The following is an 18,702-nucleotide window of genomic DNA, read 5'->3' as shown; positions in this document are numbered from 1 at the left end:
CCGGACGAACCGGCTTGCTGATCGCCGCGCTTCGACACGCTCAGGGCAAACGGGTGCGCTGTACCGCTCACATCCCGCTCTAGGTTCTGTGCTCCAATCGATCTGATCCGGTGGCTGGGCGCGAGCCGCTTTCAGGTGGCCGAGGGGCCTAGCTGCGGGCTGAAAAACCGCTTGAAATGCAGGATTTCGCCTGCTGAAATCAACGCTCGGGCCACTCGGCCCCCGCTCTTCGACAGCGCAGATCCGGCCCAAACGCAAATGCGCGTTGGCTGAACTTTTGAGATTTTACGCCTGGCCCCGCCCCCGCTGGAACATGCGCGACAGTATGACCCTGGTGTGACCTTTGCCCCGATAGCCAGGCTTCCATCGAGTCCGGCCCCTTGCCGGCGGCCTCAGCCCCTGCCCGCTGCGGCGTCCGCCAGCCATTCCTCTAGGTTGGTGTAGCCGTCGCGGTTGCGGTCGCCATTTCCATCTGCCTTGGCCGGGTTCAGCCCGCGCCGGCGCTCCCAGGCATCGGGCATGCCGTCGTCATCGCTGTCGCGCGGCGCGGGCAGGCTCTTGAGTTCGGGCCAGCCGCCCACGTCGCGCTGGCTGTCGATCTGCCTGCCCGTCCGGTCGCGGACTCCTGCGACGATCCGGGCATCGACGACGTCACGGGCTTTCGACGCGCCGGCGCTGTCGAGCACTTGCGCGTAGGCTGATGGCGCCGGATCGGGCTTCACCGGCGCGACATCGACCGGCGCGGCGAGGCGATAGCCCTCGGGCCGGATGCCGGTGACGAGGCTCCACGGATCGGCGGGGATCGTGCCGTTCATGCTGTTGCCGGCGAAATACGCCTTGGCGAGCGTATCGCCCTCGTCGAACGCGATCGGCTTCGCCGATTGCGGGCCGGCGACATAGGCATTGTCGACGAAATTATAGCGCGCGAGCGTCGCCTTGTCGGCGTTGTAGCCGGCGTGGTTACGGCCCCAATTGTAGAAGACGTTCGAACGGAAATCGAAGAACGCGCCGATCGGATCGACATCGGGACCGCTGTAATTGCCCGGCCGCGGCATCCGCGCCGAATGGCTCGCCCAGAGATTGTGGTGGAAGCTCGCCTTCGATCCCCGCCCGCCGCGGATCAGGCTGCCATAGCCGTGCTCGCCCTTGGCGTGGAGCGAGCGCGTGAGCGATTCCGCGATGATCGACCATTGGACGGTCACGTCATAGAAGCCCTGGTCCGGCGTGGTGTAATTTGCAGACACCGACAGCGTCTCGTCGACCGACCAGCTCGCCGAGACATGGTCGAGGATGATCCGGCGCCCCTTGGTGATGGTCAGCGCATCGGACTCGGTCTTCGATTCATCGCCGAGCCGCGAGCGGATATAGCGGACCACGACATCGTCGGCGGAGATCTGCATCATATGGTCGCGCAGCGTGATGCCGTCGCCGGGTGCCGACTGGCCCGCGATCGTCACCCGGCCTTCGCGAATCACCAGCGGCTTGAGCAACTGGATAGTCCCCGAGACGCGGAACAGGATGGTGCGCGGCCCCTTGGTCTCGACTGCGGCGCGCAGGCTGCCGGCGCCGCTGTCGTTCAGGTTGGTGACGAACAGCACTTGCCCGCCGCGCCCGCCGAGCGCGAGCCGCCCCGCCCCCTCGGCGCCGGGAAAGGCGAGCTGCGGCGCCGCCTGCAGCGCGAGAAACAATGCGAGCATCATGCGGCCGGAAGCTGGTCGAGCGCGCGAACGGTCTTGCCGTTGACGCGAACATTGGCGAGCGACACGCCCTCGGTATGGCGGATCACGCTCGGCGCGGTGACGCCGTCGAAGCTGCAGTCCCTAAGCGAAATGTCGGTCACCGGCGCGCCGGGGAGCCCCTGGCTGTCGAGCACGCGCGTTGCGTCGATCGCGCGCAGCCGGGTGATGTTGATGTGCCGCAGCACCGGCTTGAACCGGCCCTTGGCGCCTTCCTCATAGTTGAAGTCGCAGGCGATCGCGGTGCGGCTGACCTGCCCGACGCTGATGTCGCGATAGTGGAAATTCTCTAGAAGCCCGCCGCGGAGCGCATTGTTCTTGAAACGGATCGCGTACCAGAGATCGGGACTGTCGAGCTGACACTTCTCGGCGAACACCCAGCGCGCCCCGCCCGAGATCTGCGAGCCGACAGTGATCCCGCCATGGCCTTCCTTCATCCGGCAATTGCGGATCAGGATGTTCTGCGAGGGCACATTGAGCCGCCGGCCATCCTCGTTGCGGCCCGAATTGACTGCGATGCAATCGTCGCCGGTATCGAAGCTGCAATCCTCGATCAGCATCATATCGACCGATTCCGGGTCGGTGCCGTCGTTGTTCGGTCCGTGCCCGAAGATGTCTAGACCGCGCAGTATGACGTTGCGGCAGAGCACCGGATGGACGTTCCAGAACGGCGAGTTGCGGATCCGCACGCCTTCGATCAGCACATTCTCGCACAGATAGGGCTGGATGAATGGCGGGCGCAGATAATGTCCGTCGCCGAACACACGCTTCTCGACCGGCACGCGTTCCTCGGCCATCTGGAACAGCCGCGCGCGGGCCGGACGCTGGTTGGGCATCCCCTCGCGCCAGCCATATTCGACCGTACCGCCCCAAGGGCCCTTCCACGACCACCAATGTTGCGCGCTGCCCTGCCCGTCGAGCGTACCGGCCCCGGTGATCGCGATGTTCTTCGCCTTGTACGCATAGACGAGCGGCGAATAATTCATGAGCTCCACGCCCTCCCAGCGCGTGAACACGATCGGATAGTGCGCGGGATCGGTGCTGAAGCGCAGCGTGGCACCGGCGGCGACATGCAGCTCGACGTTCGATTTGAGATGCACCGCCCCGGTGAGGAAATCGCCGGCCGGAACCAGCACCCTGCCCCCGCCCGCCGCCGCACAGGCCGCGATCGCGTCGGCAATGGCAACGGTGTTCAGCGTGGTTCCGTCGCCCTTCGCGCCGAACCGCGTGATGTCGAAGATACGGCGCGCAAAGACCGGCGCACGCACCCTGCGGGCGATGTCGGCAGCGCGCAGCCACGGATCGGCTGCGGCGAAGGCATCAGCCGGGACCAGTGCGCCTGCGCCGGCGAGCGCGCCGTAACGCAAAAGATCGCGCCGCGAAGGTTGAATCAACATCGCCTCTCCTCTCACTCTCCGGCTCTGGTGGCCGATGAATGACACCGGTATCTGGAAATACGGTTGCGTAGCAACTGCCCTATCCCGTTCGCGCTGAATGCCGACGTAGAATTGGTGGCTCAGATGCAACGCACGACTGCATTTGGTGCAATCGCCTGTCCGGGTTATGCCCTCCGCAATGAAGCGCAGCAGTCAGCCTACGATCAACGACGTCGCCCGCATCGCCGGCGTCTCCAAGAAGACCGTCAGCCGGGTGATCAATCAGTCGCCCTTGCTCAACGGCGACACGCGGCGGCGTGTCGAGGAGGTCATCGCCGATCTAGGCTACGTGCCCAACCCGCAGGCGCGGGCGCTGGCGCTGCGCCGCAACTTCCTGATCGGGCTGATCCACGACAACCCCAATGCGCAGATGGTCCTCAACGTCCAGCAGGGCATGCTGGAGGTGCTGCGCGATACCGAGTTCGAGCTGATCGTCCACCCGGTCAATCGCGGTTCGCCGACGATGCTCGCGGACATCGGCCAGTTCCTCGAGCGCCAGCGCCCGTTCGGCGTGATGATCCTGCCACCGATTTCGGAGAACGACCAACTTGCCGCGCTCTGCGCCGAGCTGGGCGTCCGCTATGTCCGGATGGGATCGGCGCCGCTCGACGAGGCGCCGCACATGGTCGCCTCAAACGACCGCGAGGCGGTGCGCGGCGCAGTCGAGCATCTGATAGAATCCGGGCATCGCCGGATCGGGCTTGTGCTCGGGCCGCATGGCTTCCGCTCGGCGTTCGAGCGGCAAAAGGGCTATGAGGAAGCGATCGAAGCCGCAGGCCTGCCGCTCCAGCGCACCCTGATCGTCCAGGGCGATTACAAGTTCGAATCCGGCATGCGCGCCGCAGAACAGTTGCTCGATCTCGCCCCGCGCCCCACCGCGGTGTTCGCGTCGAACGACGAGATGGCGGCAGGCGTGCTTCATGTCGCGCGCCAGCGCGGGCTCAACGTGCCGCAGGACCTGTCGATCATTGGCTTCGACGACACCCCGATCGCCTCGCATCTCTGGCCCCCGCTCACCACGGTGCGCTGGCCGATCGCGACGATGGCACGCGCCGCCGCGCTCAAGCTGGTCAGCGGCGAAGGCGGCGCACCGGATGAGGACGGCGAAGCCTCGCTGTTCGTGTCGACACTGATCCGGCGCGCTTCGGTGGCGCCGGCGGCTGGCTAAGCGAACGCGGCGGGCCGAAGCGCGCAGTCCGATTCCTCCCTCGCTCCTCAGGATCGGAGGAGGTGGCGCGCGCAGCGCGACGGAGGGGTTTCGCCGCAAGCGAAGCGCTTGGCTAAGGACGCCCCCGCCCCTTAGCGGACCGAGCGGCAGTCCTTGAGCAGCAACAGGTGATCGGTGGCGCTGAACCGATCGAAGACGCCGCTGAGCTTGATGCTCTTGCCCGGCTTGAGCTGGAGCGTGAAAGCCGCCTGCCCCTTTGCCATTACGCAGGCGATGTCGGTCTTGAATGCCGCTTGGCCTGGGAGGCGCAACACCTGCTGATGCGGATGCGGGATCTTGTAGGTCACGATGAAGTCACCGCCGTCCTTCGTCGCGAACTCGACCATGCCGTCGATGATGAACGTCTTGCCCTGATAGCGCAGCGGGATAGCCGCGGCGTTGCGCTCGGTATCCTTCGAGACCTGCTGCGAAAGCGAAAGCGCGCTGATCGCAAGCGGCGCGGAATCGCTGACCGCCTTCATGCCCGCGCTTGCCGCGGCAAGGCCGGCCTTGCCGCCCTTGATTTGCCCCAGCATCGCGCACATTTCGGTCTTGGCCGCGTCCGAGCTGACTGTCTGGCCCGCGCGAAGCTTCGCCTCCATTTCCACCAGGCCGGTCTTGCCGCTGGTCGTTGCCGTGATGGTGATGGGGAATGCGCGCGCCTTGCCGGTCTGCGGCTGTTCGATCAGCATGCTGCCGTCCTCTGCCTCGGCAACGAGGATATCATAGCCCTTACCCGCCGCGACGCCGCGCATCTGGCCGATCGCGCTCGCCGGGGTTAGGTCGGCGACGGTGACGGACGCGCGGAATTTCATCCCGCTGATGAAGGAGCCTGCTTTGGTGAAGCTTTCCTCGCAGCCTGCGGCCTGAGCCGCTGCGGGGAAGCACAGCGCCACACCCATCATCCAATAAGCACCGCGCATCTCGCCTCCTTTGACTGTCAATCGTCAGCATTTATAATATAATTGCGCGTACCAATATCGTCGCGCCAGTCAACCCGAACGCCGAAAGTCTAAAACACCGACCACCGGTGCCATCGGGGCGACAGAACGAAATTGCCCCCTCGCGATCCCCTCTCTATGCTGCACCGCAGCGAAGGAGGCGGCGTATGACCCCGAAGCGTGTGCGTAAGGCAGTGTTCCCTGTTGGCGGGCTCGGTACCCGTTTTCTACCGGCGACGAAGGCTATCCCGAAGGAGATGCTTCCGATCGTCGATCGTCCCCTGATTCAATATGCCGTCGAGGAGGCCATCGAGGCCGGCATCGAACAGCTCATCTTCGTCACCGGCCGCGGCAAGGCCGCGATCGAGGACCATTTCGACATCGCGTTCGAACTCGAGACGACGATGTCCGGGCGCGGCAAGTCCCTGGAGATTCTGGATCGTACCCGGCTCAAGCCCGGCGCGGTCGCCTATGTACGGCAACAGGAGCCAATGGGCCTCGGCCATGCGGTGTGGTGCGCGCGCGACGTGGTGGGCAACGAGCCCTTCGCGGTGCTGCTTGCCGACGATTTCATGGTGGGGCGGCCCGGTTGCCTCAAGCAGATGATCGATGCCTATGAGCAGGTCGGCGGCAATGTGATCTGCGCCGAGACGGTGCCCGACGAGCAGACGCATCGCTATGGCATCATTACGCCCGGCACGCGCGACGGTGCGCTCACGCAAGTGAAGGGCCTGGTCGAGAAGCCTGCCCCGGGCACGGCGCCGTCGAACCTGTCGGTAATCGGGCGCTATATCCTGCAGCCCGAAGTGATGGGCGTGCTGGCAAGCCAGGAAAAGGGCGCGGGCGGCGAGATCCAGCTCACCGACGCGATGTCGCGGATGATCGGCGACCAGCCTTTCCACGGCCTTACTTTCGCCGGCACCCGCTATGATTGCGGTGACAAGGCCGGGTTCCTCCACGCCAATCTTGCGATGGCGCTGGAGCGCGAGGATCTTGCCGACGAAGTCGAATTGTTCGCGAGCCAGTTGCTCGCCGCCCGTCAGCCGCGCCGCGCGGCGTGAACGCGTACAGTCAAGGAGTATAAGCAATGCGCATCGTGATGATCGGATCGGGCTATGTGGGGCTCGTCTCGGGCGCCTGCTTCGCCGATTTCGGGCACCAGGTCATTTGCGTCGACAAGGACGAGAGCAAGATCGTGCGGCTGAACGCCGGACAGATCCCGATCTTCGAGCCGGGTCTGGACGATCTCGTCGCGCGCAATGTCGCGGCGGGGCGCCTGTCCTTCTCGACCGAGCTTGCCGCGCCCGTCGAGAATGCGGACGTAGTGTTCATCGCCGTCGGCACCCCGTCGCGCCGCGGTGACGGGCATGCCGACCTGTCCTATGTCCACGCCGCCGCTGCCGAGATGGCGCCGTGCCTCAAGGGCTTCACGGTGGTCGTCACCAAGTCGACCGTGCCGGTCGGCACCGGCGACGAAGTCGAGCGGATTATCGCCGAGGCCAATCCGGACGCGCAGTTCGCAGTGGCTTCGAACCCCGAATTCCTCCGCGAGGGCGCGGCGATCGAGGACTTCAAGCGCCCCGACCGCATCGTCATCGGCATCGAGGACGAGCGCGCGCGCCCGGTGATGGAGGAGGTGTATCGCCCGCTCTATCTCAACCAGGCGCCGATCCTGTTCACTGGGCGGCGGACGAGCGAGCTGATCAAATACGCCGCGAACGCGTTCCTCGCGGTCAAGATCACCTTCATCAACGAGATGGCGGACCTGTGCGAGGCAGTGGGCGGCGACGTCCAGCAAGTCGCGCGCGGCATCGGGCTCGACAACCGCATCGGCAGCAAGTTCCTCCATGCCGGCCCCGGCTATGGCGGGTCGTGCTTCCCCAAGGACACGCTGGCGCTGGTCAAGACCGCAGAGGACGCCGGAACCCCGGTGCGGATCGTCGAGGCGACCGTGTCGGTCAACGACAGCCGCAAGCGCGCGATGGGGCGCAAGATCATCGCGGCGTGCGGCGGATCGGTGCGCGGCAAGAAGATCGCAGTGCTGGGCCTGACCTTCAAGCCGAACACCGACGACATGCGCGATGCACCGAGTCTCGCGATCATCCAGGCGCTGGAAGATGGCGGCGCTAGCGTGAGTGCATTCGATCCAGAGGGCATGGCCGCCGCGCGGCCGATGCTGCCCAATGTCGAATTCGCGACATCGCCCTATGAAGCGGCCGACGGCGCAGCCGCACTGGTGATCGTTACCGAGTGGAACGCGTTCCGCGCGCTGGATCTGGAACAGCTTCATTCGCGGATGGAAGGCGATGCGCTGGTCGATCTGCGCAACATCTATCGTCCCGAAACTGTCGAGGCTGCTGGCTTCACTTATACTGGCGTCGGACGTGGACTTGCAGTTGCACCGGAAGCACTCGCGATTGCAGCAGAGTAATCCCGGTTATCGATCGACGGCCTTTTACCTTCAACTTAACGCAAATAGGGCGTCCGACACATGTCGGGCGCCCTTTTCTTCCTAAATACCCCTTTGACGGCACAGTTGTTGGCCGTCGACACCGGGGGGTGTTTTCATGCGTATCACCGTTTTGCGTCCGCTCGCGGGCGCCTTCTCTCTGTGCGCGCTCGCGGGATGCGGGGGCGACGACAATAGTTCTTCCCAGAAACCGGCCGGAACCGTCGTCATTGCGGATGCCACTCCGGCAGCTACTGCAGTAGCAGCGCCCGCACAGGTCGAGACCGCTGCGGCGGCCACCAATAGCTTCGCCACCTTCGATTATGCCAACGGCACCAGGCTGCCCGAAAAAGCGACCCTGTCGATCGGCGCGGCGGTGTTCCAGCCGGGCGCCTCGGCCGCCTATGTCCCCGTCACGCTCGATCGCGCGACACCCAACACGGTGATCGCGCGCGTGATCACCGTCAACGGATCGGGCACCAACAAGGCGATCTCGGGCTACCAGTACAAGGCGACCGACACGATCGTCGTGTTCCGCCCCGGCGATCCGCTGCGCAAGACTGTCGCTGTGCCGATCCTGTCTACGACCAACGGCCAGCAATTCTCCTTGAAGCTGCGCGAGGCGCCCTGGGGTGCCAACCAGGGCACCGCGTCCAACACGGTGACGGCAAATGCCGGCGCGACGCCCACCGCGGCCGCCACCAGCGGCTTCCGCAATCCGCGGACCTTCCGCACCTATGGCGCGCTCCAATATGAGATGACCAAGAGCACGATGCGCTGGTCCGATGCCGGCTGGTCGGATGCGTGGTCGAGCAAGCTCTCGCACGGTCGCGCCCAGGTCGCGAACGGCGAGACCGGCATCTATCTCGACGAGACGCTCTATCCCGGCGTCGAGGCTCCGCTGCGCTACACCGATGACGGGCTGGTGTTCCACACGCAAAAGCTCGCCACGCCGATCACCTATAACGGCGTTTCGTACGGATATGGCTCGGTCGTGCTGAGCGGGCACAATACGCCGGGCACCCAGATCGGCTATGGCCAATATGAGTGGATCGCCAAGATGCCCACCCGGCGCGGATCGTGGCCGGCCTTCTGGCTGATTTCGACTTCGGGCTGGCCGCCCGAGATCGATGTGTACGAGGGCTTTGGCTATCAGAGCTATTGGGACTTCGACCGGCATATCTCGGCGACGATCCACGGCGGCAATGGCGGCTGGCGGACCTTCCAGCGCGGCACCAACATCCAGGCCGAGCAGGCGTATGGACTGTCAGGCTTCTCGCAGGGCTATCACCGCTATGCCGTGGACATCGGGCCCGAATACATCACCTGGTTCGTCGACGGGCTCGAGACCTATCAGAGCGTCAACCCGTTCCGCGGCCACCGCTGGTATCCGATCATGAACGTCGCGGTGAAGACCAACAGCGCCTATACCGACGGCTCCGGCGACATGATCGTCAAGAGCTTCCGAGCCTGGGCGAACTGAGCGGGGCGGGAGCGGCGTAGATCGCGTCGCTCCCGCCTGCCACGGCATAGAGACGCGCGACCGCCTTTACCCACTGCCCGGCGATGTCGAGGCGATTGCGGTGCCACGCCAGCGCCGGCAGTGCGGCAGTACGCAGCCCGAGCAGCGCCAGCGAGCGCAGCGCCAGCGCGGGCCGGCTCGCCGACTTGCGCGCGACCATCGTGTCGGTGACGCCGATCCGCCACATCCGTCGTAGCACCCAGGACTTGCGCGCTCGCTCTGGCCCTACCCGCTCGCGCACCCGCGCTTCGGGCGCCCAGGCGAAGCCGATACCGCGCGCCTTGAGCCGGGTCAGGAAATCGAGATCCTCGCCGCCGCTGCGGTTGAAGACCGTGTCGAACCACGGCGCCGATAGAGCTTCCAGCGCAGTGCGAGTGACCAGCAGGTTGTTGCTGGCGTAGAGCATGTCGGCGGCACCCTCAGGCCTTTCCTCCGGGCGAAATACCAGAGTCTGCCCAGCCCAGCGCGGCGCGCCTTCTGCGAATACCGGGACCACCGGCCCGCCGACGACGCCGGCGCCGGTGCGCCGCTGAACGGCAAGCAGCGCCGCCAGCCAGCCCGGCTCGGGCCATTCATCGTCATCGATCATCGCCAGCTGCTGCATCGTCGGCAAAGCGAGAACGCGCGCAGCGATGGCATTGCGAACATGGCAAAGCCCGGGCTCGGGCACGCGGATCACGTCGATCGGGACAGGAAACCATGCGCGCGCCGCCTCGGCAACGGCGGCCCCCTCCCCGCCCGCGTCATTGTCGGCGACGAGCAGTGCGACATCGTCAAGACCGTCGAGCGCGGCGAGCTCCTCGAGTAGATACCGCAACTGATCGGGTCGCCGGAAGGTCGGCACCGCGACGATCGTCGTGGCGGCCATCGCTATTCGGCCGCCTGTCGGAAGGGCAATGGCGGGCGCGGCATTACGCGCCGCTCCAGCTTCTTGATCGCCCGATGCCCGGGAACCTCGATCAGCAGATAGCTCGCCCAACAGATCAGCCAGGTCGCGACCAGCAGCGCGAGCACGAACAACCAGTCGAAGCCTACCACCCCATGGCGATGCGCAATGCCCATCGCGCGCGCGAACACGTCACGGACCAGCGGATGCCAGAGATAGATCGAATAGCTGATCAGCCCGAGGTGGAAGGCCACCGGATTGGCGAGCAGCGCCCGCGCGGTCCGGCCGTTATAATAGCAGGCTAACACCAGCGGCACGAAGCACAGCGCCACCGCCACGTCACCGCGCGGGATCAGCAGTGCTGCGGCGATCAGCACGCAACTGCCGATGAAACCATGCTCGCCGCCCAGCACGCGCTCGCACCGGGCGCCCTGCGTCAGTCGATAGGCGATCACCCCCAGCGCGAAACCGGCGAGGCAGCGCAGAACCGGCAGGATGCTGTCAGCATCGTTGACGTCGAGCGGCCCCTGCGCGCCGTGCCCCAATGTCGCGACGAGGATCAGCAGCCCGACTGAACCGATCGCCTGCAGCCAGGCAAGTCTCGAAAAGGCGATCACCGCGACCAGCGGATAAGCGAGATAGGCGACGAGTTCGGTACTCACCGACCAGCTGTTGCCGGCCAGCGCCTGCGTCCCCCAGCCCCAGCTCTGGATCATCAGCAAATTGGTGGCGATATTCGCCGGCGTCAGCGCCACCGGTTGCTCGCCCGAGACGTTGAGCAGGATCCGCGCGCCAAACACCAGCGCCACGACGAAATGGAGCGGCCAGACGCGCGCCAGCCGGTTGAGCAGGAAATCGCCATAGCTGGCCCAGCTCGGCCGCTTCACGACGCGCTCATAATACCCGATCGAAATGACGAAGCCGCTCAGGATGAAGAACAGATCGACAGCGAGATAGGCGCGCGAGAACAGCAGCATGCCCCACTCCGCGAACGCCGGCGAATGCGGGATATGATAGAGCAGCACCGCGATCGCGGCGATGCCGCGAAGCCCGGTCAGCGGCGCGATTCTCATGCGGCTACTCCTTCGCTCGGATTGCTCGCCCTGCGCACCGGCGCCGCGTCGAACGCCGCCGCCATCGCCGCCCACAAGCGCTTGCGACCAAGATCGGCATCAAGCGGCAGTCCGCGCGAGGGCTTGCCGTCAGGCCAGCGATATTCGGGATAGGTCGATAGCCACGAATAGCGGTCCGACAGTCCCCAGGTCAGCACCGAGCTGGTCGCCGGATTGTCGAGCGCGACGTCGAGAAACGCCTTGCCGACCGCGGCGACCTGCGCGTCGCGTGGCTCGATTGCCTGGGGCCCGCCGCGATCGGCGATGTCCATTTCGGTAATCGCGATGCCGATCCCCATCCCGCGGACTTCGTCGAGGAAATTGGCGAAGGTCCGTTCGTCGAACGGTTCGCGGAACGGCTTCAAATGGCCCTGGATGCCGAGCGCGTCGATCGGCACGCGGCGCGCCAGCGCGCGCTCCAGCAGCCGGAGGATCGCCGCCCGACGCGCGGCGCAGCGCCGCGAGGCATGTTCGAGTCCGAAATCGGTGAGGAACAGCCGCGCGCGCGGATCGGCGGCGCGGGCGCTATGGAAGGCCAGGTCGATATAATTCTCGCCGAACGCCTGCCCCCAGATGTTCTGGCTTCGCATGCCGTCGGCGCGGCCCTGATTGGGCTCGACGGGCTCGTTGACCACGTCCCATTCGCCGATCCGCCCGGCATAGCGGCGCATCGCGGTCTCGATATAGCCGGTGAGCAGCCCTTCTTTGGCGCGGCCCCGCGTGGCTGGAAGTGCGGCCTGGAGCCAGGGCGGATTGTTCGAATACCAGACGAGCGTGTGCCCGCGAGCGGCGAGCCCGTGCTGCTGGGCGAAATCGACCAGTTTGTCGTTGCCGCTGAAATCGTACTTGCCCGGCTTTGGCTGGGTGACGTGGCGCTTGAGCTCATATTCTTGGACGATCGTCCCCGCCTCGCGCAGCACCGCGGCAGTGAAGGCCGGATCCTTTGCCAGCTGGCCCGATTTGATCGCACAGCCAAAGCGCCGGCCGCTGCGTCGCGCTCGCGCATCGAGCCCGGGTCCGTCGAAACCGGGCAGCGGCGGCACGAACGGCACCGCGCTGGTGGCGAGCGGGACACTGCATGCCGCCGCCGCGCCTGCCAGGAAAGTCCGGCGCCTCATATCCGAGCGCCACGCACCCGGCTGGTCAGCGCGATCCATCGATCGGCAGCCTTTCGATAATGATTATCAGGGATAATGATTTGCAATAGCACGATTGCCGCGACCCGCGGACGGAAGGCGCCGTGGCGCAGCGCGTCGAAATAATAGCGTAGCGCAGTGCGCCGGCTGGTCGGCCAGACGCTCTTGGCGGCATGCCAGCCCATATAGGCCGAATAGGCGCGCGCCGAGATGTGCGGACGCAGATCCTTGAGCCAGGCGAGGTTGCCGATATTGGCGCGAACCTGCGACAGCCGGTTCTCCGTACGACGATCGGCCCACAACACCGTCGCGCGCGGCGCCATCAGGAAGCGCGCGCCTGCCAGTGACAGCCGCACGGCGAAATCAGTATCGTCGCCGAAGCCGACATCCTCGCGATAACGCACCGTGTCGGCGAGGCTGCGGCGCAGCGCGAGGCTGCTGGTCTGGATGAAGCCCCGCTCGCACATCAGATAACGGTCGACACTCTCGCCGCTCAGGATCTCGCGATACGGCTTGAGGAAATGCCGCCCCGAGCCGCGATCGACGACCACTCGGCAATAAGCGACGACATCGTCGCTCTGCGCCAGCAGCGGCAACAGGTCGGCAAGGTGATCGGGGAAAAAGCGATCGTCGCTATCGAGAAACGCGACATAGCGGCCCCGTGCGTAGTCTATACCTCGGTTGCGCGCCGCCGCAGCCCCGCGATTGGGCTGGACGATGACGCGCAGCCGCTCGTCGCCGATCGCAGCGACCGCGCTGGCAGTTCCGTCCTTCGAGCCGTCGTCGATGACGATCACTTCGATGTCGCGAACGCTCTGGTCGAGCGCCGATTGCACCGCCTCGACCACCGCATCGCGCCGGTTGAAGGTGGGTATGACCACTGTGAACAGCGGAGCGTCGGCTGCGGGCATGGCGTCAGTCTGATCCCCCGGCACCATTCACTTGCCCGCCTTGCCAGCCAGCGCTTCGGGCTTGCCGAAACGATGGACGAACTGGTTCACCAGCGAGCGATAGAAGGATTTCGGAAGGTACGACCGCAGCAGCTGGCGCGCGAGGATGCGCGCCGGCACCCGGCCATAGAATAGCCCCCGCACCAGCTCGGGCAGCGCGGCCACCGGACGAACCGGCGCCATGTGATAGGCGAGAACGGTCGCGCGATAGCCGTGGCGTGCACGATTGGTGAGCAGATGCCCGCAGCGATCGAGCCAGTCGAGCGAAGTCTCGTAACCGCGTACGTAGGAGGTCCGCCCGACTTCGGTCGCATCGAGCCAGATCGTCAGCGGCTGCTCGATCATCCGGAACCGCGCGCCGGCAACCTGGAGGCGCACACTGAAATCGAGATCCTGGCCCTTCTTCAGCGCCGGATCGAAGCGCACCTGCTTGGCGAGCGCCGATGGCACCACCATCGTCGAAGTCTGCATGAACTGGTTGGCGCAGAACAGATATTCGCCGACATCCTCATCCTCGCGGATGCCGCGATCGGGGCGCACCCAATAACGGTCGACGCCGCGATCGACCTGCATCTGCGAGTAGAGCACGGTATCGTCCGCATCGGGCAACGCCGCCGCCATGATCGAGAGCTTGCCGGGCAGGAACTGATCATCGGAGTCGAGGAACGCGATATAGCGCCCCCGCGCCTCCTCGATGCCCAGGTTGCGCGCCGCGCCGCCGCCGGCATTGGCCTGGCGGACATAGCGGATGCGCGGGTCGCCGATCGCGGCGACCACCGGCTCGGGATTGTCCTTCGATCCGTCGTCGACGACGATGATCTCGAAGTCGCCGAAATCCTGGGTCAGCACCGATTGGATCGTCGTCGTGACGATGTCGGCGCGATTGTAGAGCGGGATCACCACCGAGAAGGTGGGCTGGCCGGTGTCGTTCTTCATGCGCCGTGCACCTTGCGATATTCCTCGTAACGATGGCCGGTAAGCGCGGCGACTTTGCCCGCCGCGCGATAGAGCTTGCCCAGCCGGATGATCCGCTTGCCGCGGTCGAGCGTCAGCGCGCCGAGCGATCCGACGACGAAGCCGCCGGCGATCCGCGCGGCCTCGGCAGTGGCGACCTTGAACGGCGTGCTGTGCGACATCGCCGTGATCGTGTCGGTCATGCCGATGCGGTAGCCGCGCATCAGCAGCCATTTGGACGTGATCCGGCTCGCCGGGATCAGCTCGGTCACGCGGGCATCCTCGGCCCAGGCGAAGCGGCGCCCGGCGCGCGCCATGCGGGTGAACAGCTGTTTGTCCGATCCGCCGGTGAGCGCCATCGCCTCGTCGAACGGCCTGTCGCCCAACGCGCGCAATGCCTCGGCGTCGATCAACACATTGGCGGTACTGTCGATCAGCTCGACGACTCCCGAAGCCCCGCGCGACTTGGGCTGGAGCAGCGGATGGCGCGCAGCCCAGGGCGCGACTTCGCCTTCCATTTCGCGCAGCACTGCGCCGCCGACGACATCGGCGCGCGTCGCTGCCTGGCAGGCCAGCATCGCATGCAGCCAGTGCGGGTCGGCCGCCTCGTCGTCGTCTAGCATCGCGACAAAGGCGATGCCGGGCAGCCGCAGCGCCGCCTGGACCAGCGCGTTGCGCACCTGGGGAATGCCCGGCTCGGCGACCGTCAGCAGTTCGAGCGGCCAGCGATAGCCCTCGGCGCGCAGCGTTTCGGCCGCGGCGATGCCTTCGCGCTTCACACCATCATTGTCGGCGACGATGATGGTCACGTCACGCTCGGTCGCCAATGCGGCGAGCGAGCGGAGCGTGCGGGTAATCCCCAGCGGGCGCTGGCGGGTGGCGATGCAGATGGCGATTTCGGTCATGCGGCACCTCCCGGAGCCAATGCAGGAGTGCGGCGGTGCCAGCGCGGCCGGTCGACAGCCTTGAACGACGCATGCGCGATCGCGATCGACGACAGGAAGATCACCCAGACCTGGCGATCCTTGTCGAAGAACGAGGTTTCGAGCAGGTTCTGGTAGAGCACGAAGCTCCAGATCGCGAAGGCGCTGGCCATCAGCGTGGCGTTCGCTTTGGTCGTGCCGGTAAGGAACCACCAGGCCGGCAGCACCACGAACGATACGAGCAGCAGGATCAGCCCGACCGGTCCAGTGGTGACGAGGATCTCGAGATAACCGTTGTGCGAATGTGCAGTGAGCAGCTGGAATTGCTGATTGAGATAGTCGTGCGCAGGCGAGAGATCGCCGACCTGCCAGAACCCGCCGAACCCCGAGCCCAGATAGGGATGGTCGGCGAGATAATCGATCGCGACCTTCCAGATCGAAACCCGCCCGGTAAACGCCTGAGGATCTGCGAACCACCGCTCGACCACCGGCTCGAACGCGATGTACAGCCCGAGGAACAACAGCATGCCCGTCCCGACCAGGAGCAGCAGTACCGCACGCTTAGAGACCGACTGGCTGAGCACCCGATACACAGAGCTCACGGCAAGGATCGCAAAGCACAGCGCCAGCGACGTCTTGCTCTTGGTGCCGATGACGAAGACGAACGCCATCACCGAGAACAGCGCATAATACCATTTGCGCGTCGTGAAGAACGCGTGCGCCGTCACCACGAAGGTCAGCGCCATCACCGCGCCGGCAATGTTCTTATGAAAGAAGAAGCCGCGCCATGCGCCGATCAGCGCCTTGTCGCTCTCGGTCGCCGGGTGGAAGGCGTGTGGGGTCAGCGGCAGCGATATCCAGCAGATCAGCAGCGAGGTCACCAGCGCCGCCATCAGCGTGCGGTAGATCCGCTCCGGCCCCAGCAAGGCGAGCGACAGGAAAGTGATGTAGATCACGATGACCTGCTGCATCGCGCGCTTGAACGACACGAACGGATCGACGCCCCACGCACAGCTGACCAGGAACCAGCCGAGCATCAGCAGCAGCGGCCAATAGGTGAAGCGATATTGCGGCTTGTAGCGCCGGACCACCTCCAGCATCGTCAGCAGCAGCGCGAAGCCGATGAAGAACGCCTGCTTGAAGATGTCCGAGCCGTCATTGTTCGCCGCCATCGCAACCAGCTGTTCCTGGTTGCGCGATGAGAAGGGCTGCTGCCCGATGAAGATCATCATCAGGAAGACGAAATAGACGAACTGCGCGACCGGGATCAGCGCCTCGGCCCGGCTGGCAAGCGCATGGCTGCGCGGCTGCGCGGCGCCGGTGGTGCGCAGCGTCATGCGGCCGCGATGCCAGGGGAGCGCCAGGCTCATTGCGCCATATCCCGCCGCGCACGCCGATCGAGCCGCCAGATGCCGATCATCATCACCAGCTGCGCGAGGACCACGCCGGCGATCGTGTACACCGAAGGCGCGAGCAGCGTGATCGCGATGACGGCGCCGACGCCGACGAAGCAGCTGCGCACGCTGGTCGCCGCCAGCGGCTTGAACGCGCCGCGCGCCTGGGTGAGCACGCTCATCGGCGCCTGGAGGCATTGCACCAGCGACAGCGCGGCGCAGAGCGCGACCGCGATCATCACCGTCTGCACCGAGAGCGTCGGCTTGATGATAACCTGCGGGAAGAACCACAGGATCAGCGCCGCGGTGATTGCCGTGGCGACCCAGATCACGACCAGCGCCGCGAGGAAGGCGCGGGCCGATCCGCGGGCAGACTTGTCGTCGCCCCTCCCAACCGCACGCGCCATGCGCGGCCGTTCGAGCTGAGTTAGCGCCGTGATGCAGACATTGACCGGGCGGAAGAACAGCATGCCGACTGCAATCGGCGCGAACGCCGCGGGTCCGGCGAAAAGCGTGACGATGTAGCTATGCGCGTTCGACGTCGCCTCGGTAGTGATGACCCCGATCAGCGTCCAGGCCGATTGCCGCTTCCACACCGGGCGGTAGGCGGCAAGGGCGCGGCCCAGGCCGACGGGCCGGTGCCGCGCGAGGAAGCCCGCACCGAACGGAATTAGCGCGAAGAGACCAGCGCCCGCGAGAACCGCGCCGAACAGCTCGATCCGCGCGCCGACCGCCAGCGTCGCGCCGACCCCGGCGATGACCAGCAAGGCATAGACCATGTCCGAGATCGCCGCGCCGCCGGGCGTGTGGTGGGCATAGGCATTGGCGCGCCCGAACCAGCGGAGCAGCGAGAAGACGCCCGCCAGCCCGAACGCCAGTGCCGCCCACGGCCCGACCATCGCCCAGCCGATCGCCGCGCAGAGCAGCCCCTGCGACAGCGCGAGCAGCAGATTCATCGGAAAGAAGAAGTCGAAACCTTGCTCGGCGCCATCCTCGCGCTGGTTGACTGCGATCGCATAGGGCGTCGAGACCAAGGCGTTGGACAAGCCGTAGCCGAACTGGATGATCACCAGCAGGAAGGCGAGCGTGCCGATCTCCGCCGCTTCCAGCCGACGCACCGCGACGAGCTGGACGAGCAGATGGCTGACCGACACTGCGGCCGAAGACATGCTTGCGAGCCCGAACCGGGCCAGCGTCGCGCGCAGCGGCTTCTTTTCAGGAGGCAAGGCAGCCGCCTCAGCCATTCCGGTGCTTCCAGATCAAGTAGAGCGCATGCGGATTAGTGGTGAGATAGCGCCACGCCAGATGGCGCGGATTGGTCGCCATGCGATGGAGCCATTCGAGCCCCGCCTGCTGCATCCACTGCGGCGCGCGCGGATAATCACCGGTAATATAGTTGAACAACCCGCCACAAGTGACGATCCAGCCGGCCTTGATCCGATCGCGGTTGCGCACGCAGAACGCCTGTTCGCGCGGCTTGCCGGTGCCGACCCACAGCACGTCGGGCGCGGCGGCATTGATTGCGTCGATCACCGCCGCTTCCTCGTCCGCCTTCCAGAAGCCGTTGCGGCGTCCGGCGAGTTCGAGCCCGGGAGTCGAGCTGGTGATGCTCTCGGCGCAGTCGGCATTCACCTGCTCGGTGCCGCCGAGCAGATAATAGCGCACCTTCCCCGCCGCGGCGCCGGGCAGGCTGTCGATGAACATGTCGGTGGTGCTCGAACGGTCGGCGATCTGCGGCCCGCCCACCCAATGCGACGCCTTGACGATCACCTGCCCGTCGGCGTGGATCAGATCGGCCTCGGCCAGATCCTTTGCGAAAGCCCTGTCGGTAGCGTTGAGCGACAGGCCATGGCCGTTGCAGTCGAACACCAGCCAGGGCCGCTCGGCGGCCGCCAGCCGCAGCGGCGCATCGCGCAGCATCTTGTCGATCAGTGCGCGGAGCGACAGCGTCGACACCGGCACCCCGCCGACATGGGCGTTCTCGAGCCGCCCGCTATCGCTTGCGCCGCTTCCGCCCAGTCCGAGCTCGATCGTGGTTCCGTGCATCCTGCGCCCC

At 65.9% G+C, this 18,702-nt stretch carries 16 protein-coding genes; 4 read left to right on the top strand and 12 right to left on the bottom strand.

The genetic code is table 11. The features are described from left to right. Positions 1 to 392: 392 nt before the first annotated feature. Positions 393 to 1,700, bottom strand: a complete 1,308-nt coding sequence (locus BXU08_RS00460; protein WP_077507532.1) for a polysaccharide lyase family 1 protein — start codon at positions 1,698 to 1,700, stop codon at positions 393 to 395. Beyond that, positions 1,697 to 3,133 (bottom strand): glycoside hydrolase family 28 protein, encoded by a 1,437-nt coding sequence (locus BXU08_RS00455; RefSeq protein WP_077507530.1) that lies wholly within the window; start codon positions 3,131 to 3,133, stop codon positions 1,697 to 1,699. Before BXU08_RS00455 ends, BXU08_RS00460 begins: the two co-directional genes overlap by 4 nt. Before the next feature lie 178 nt (positions 3,134 to 3,311). On the opposite strand from BXU08_RS00455, the gene BXU08_RS00450 reads away from it, so the two are divergent. Next, positions 3,312 to 4,340, top strand: a complete 1,029-nt coding sequence (locus BXU08_RS00450) for a LacI family DNA-binding transcriptional regulator (RefSeq protein WP_077507527.1) — start codon at positions 3,312 to 3,314, stop codon at positions 4,338 to 4,340. Between the two features lie 131 nt (positions 4,341 to 4,471). On the opposite strand, the gene BXU08_RS00445 is transcribed toward BXU08_RS00450, so the two are convergent. Further along, positions 4,472 to 5,302: a hypothetical protein gene (locus tag BXU08_RS00445; RefSeq protein WP_077507524.1), complete on the bottom strand. Its 831-nt coding sequence runs from the start codon at positions 5,300 to 5,302 to the stop codon at positions 4,472 to 4,474. A 185-nt stretch (positions 5,303 to 5,487) separates the two neighbouring features. Between BXU08_RS00445 and galU the strand changes: the two genes are divergently transcribed. From galU to BXU08_RS00430, 3 genes are all read left to right on the top strand, one after another. Beyond that, a complete protein-coding gene (galU, locus tag BXU08_RS00440; protein WP_077507521.1) occupies positions 5,488 to 6,381 on the top strand; it encodes a UTP--glucose-1-phosphate uridylyltransferase GalU in 894 nt (297 codons plus the stop codon). 26 nt (positions 6,382 to 6,407) lie between these two features. After that, positions 6,408 to 7,751, top strand: a complete 1,344-nt coding sequence (locus tag BXU08_RS00435; protein WP_077507518.1) for a UDP-glucose/GDP-mannose dehydrogenase family protein — start codon at positions 6,408 to 6,410, stop codon at positions 7,749 to 7,751. Between the two features lie 136 nt (positions 7,752 to 7,887). Next, positions 7,888 to 9,252, top strand: a complete 1,365-nt coding sequence (locus BXU08_RS00430) for a family 16 glycosylhydrolase (protein ID WP_171982365.1) — start codon at positions 7,888 to 7,890, stop codon at positions 9,250 to 9,252. Here BXU08_RS00430 and BXU08_RS00425 read toward each other — a convergent pair. Genes BXU08_RS00425 through BXU08_RS00385 form a run of 9 tightly spaced genes read right to left on the bottom strand, consistent with a single transcriptional unit; the run spans position 9,224 to position 18,692 of the window. Further along, positions 9,224 to 10,159, bottom strand: coding sequence for a glycosyltransferase family 2 protein (locus BXU08_RS00425; RefSeq protein WP_077507515.1), 936 nt, complete (start codon positions 10,157 to 10,159; stop codon positions 9,224 to 9,226). The genes BXU08_RS00430 and BXU08_RS00425 overlap by 29 nt on opposite strands. 2 nt (positions 10,160 to 10,161) lie before the next feature. After that, positions 10,162 to 11,250, bottom strand: coding sequence for an acyltransferase (locus tag BXU08_RS00420; protein WP_077507512.1), 1,089 nt, complete (start codon positions 11,248 to 11,250; stop codon positions 10,162 to 10,164). Then, a complete protein-coding gene (locus BXU08_RS00415) occupies positions 11,247 to 12,407 on the bottom strand; it encodes an endo-1,4-beta-xylanase (protein WP_077507509.1) in 1,161 nt (386 codons plus the stop codon). Before BXU08_RS00415 ends, BXU08_RS00420 begins: the two co-directional genes overlap by 4 nt. Beyond that, complete coding sequence (locus BXU08_RS00410) at positions 12,404 to 13,336, bottom strand: glycosyltransferase family 2 protein (RefSeq protein WP_253190457.1); 933 nt, start codon at positions 13,334 to 13,336, stop codon at positions 12,404 to 12,406. The genes BXU08_RS00415 and BXU08_RS00410 overlap by 4 nt, the downstream gene beginning before the upstream one ends. A 27-nt stretch (positions 13,337 to 13,363) precedes the next feature. Beyond that, entirely contained in the window at positions 13,364 to 14,311 is a 948-nt protein-coding gene (locus BXU08_RS00405) for a glycosyltransferase family 2 protein (protein ID WP_077507504.1), read from the bottom strand. After that, positions 14,308 to 15,234 carry a glycosyltransferase family 2 protein gene (locus BXU08_RS00400; protein WP_077507501.1) on the bottom strand — a complete coding sequence of 309 codons (927 nt, stop codon included), beginning with the start codon at positions 15,232 to 15,234 and terminating at the stop codon, positions 14,308 to 14,310. Before BXU08_RS00400 ends, BXU08_RS00405 begins: the two co-directional genes overlap by 4 nt. Next, positions 15,231 to 16,622 (bottom strand): O-antigen ligase family protein, encoded by a 1,392-nt coding sequence (locus BXU08_RS00395; protein WP_376787766.1) that lies wholly within the window; start codon positions 16,620 to 16,622, stop codon positions 15,231 to 15,233. Before BXU08_RS00395 ends, BXU08_RS00400 begins: the two co-directional genes overlap by 4 nt. Further along, positions 16,619 to 17,890: a polysaccharide biosynthesis protein gene (locus BXU08_RS00390; RefSeq protein ID WP_077507498.1), complete on the bottom strand. Its 1,272-nt coding sequence runs from the start codon at positions 17,888 to 17,890 to the stop codon at positions 16,619 to 16,621. Before BXU08_RS00390 ends, BXU08_RS00395 begins: the two co-directional genes overlap by 4 nt. Next, the gene (locus tag BXU08_RS00385; protein WP_077507495.1) at positions 17,883 to 18,692 is read right to left on the bottom strand and encodes a WecB/TagA/CpsF family glycosyltransferase; all 810 of its coding nucleotides are present in this window, start codon (positions 18,690 to 18,692) and stop codon (positions 17,883 to 17,885) included. The genes BXU08_RS00390 and BXU08_RS00385 overlap by 8 nt, the downstream gene beginning before the upstream one ends. Positions 18,693 to 18,702: the final 10 nt, after the last annotated feature.

The sequence above is a fragment of the Sphingomonas sp. LM7 genome (assembly GCF_002002925.1).
Classification (GTDB): domain Bacteria; phylum Pseudomonadota; class Alphaproteobacteria; order Sphingomonadales; family Sphingomonadaceae; genus Sphingomonas.
Note: the sequence above shows the minus strand (reverse complement) of the source record. Positions and strands in the feature narration are given on the sequence as shown.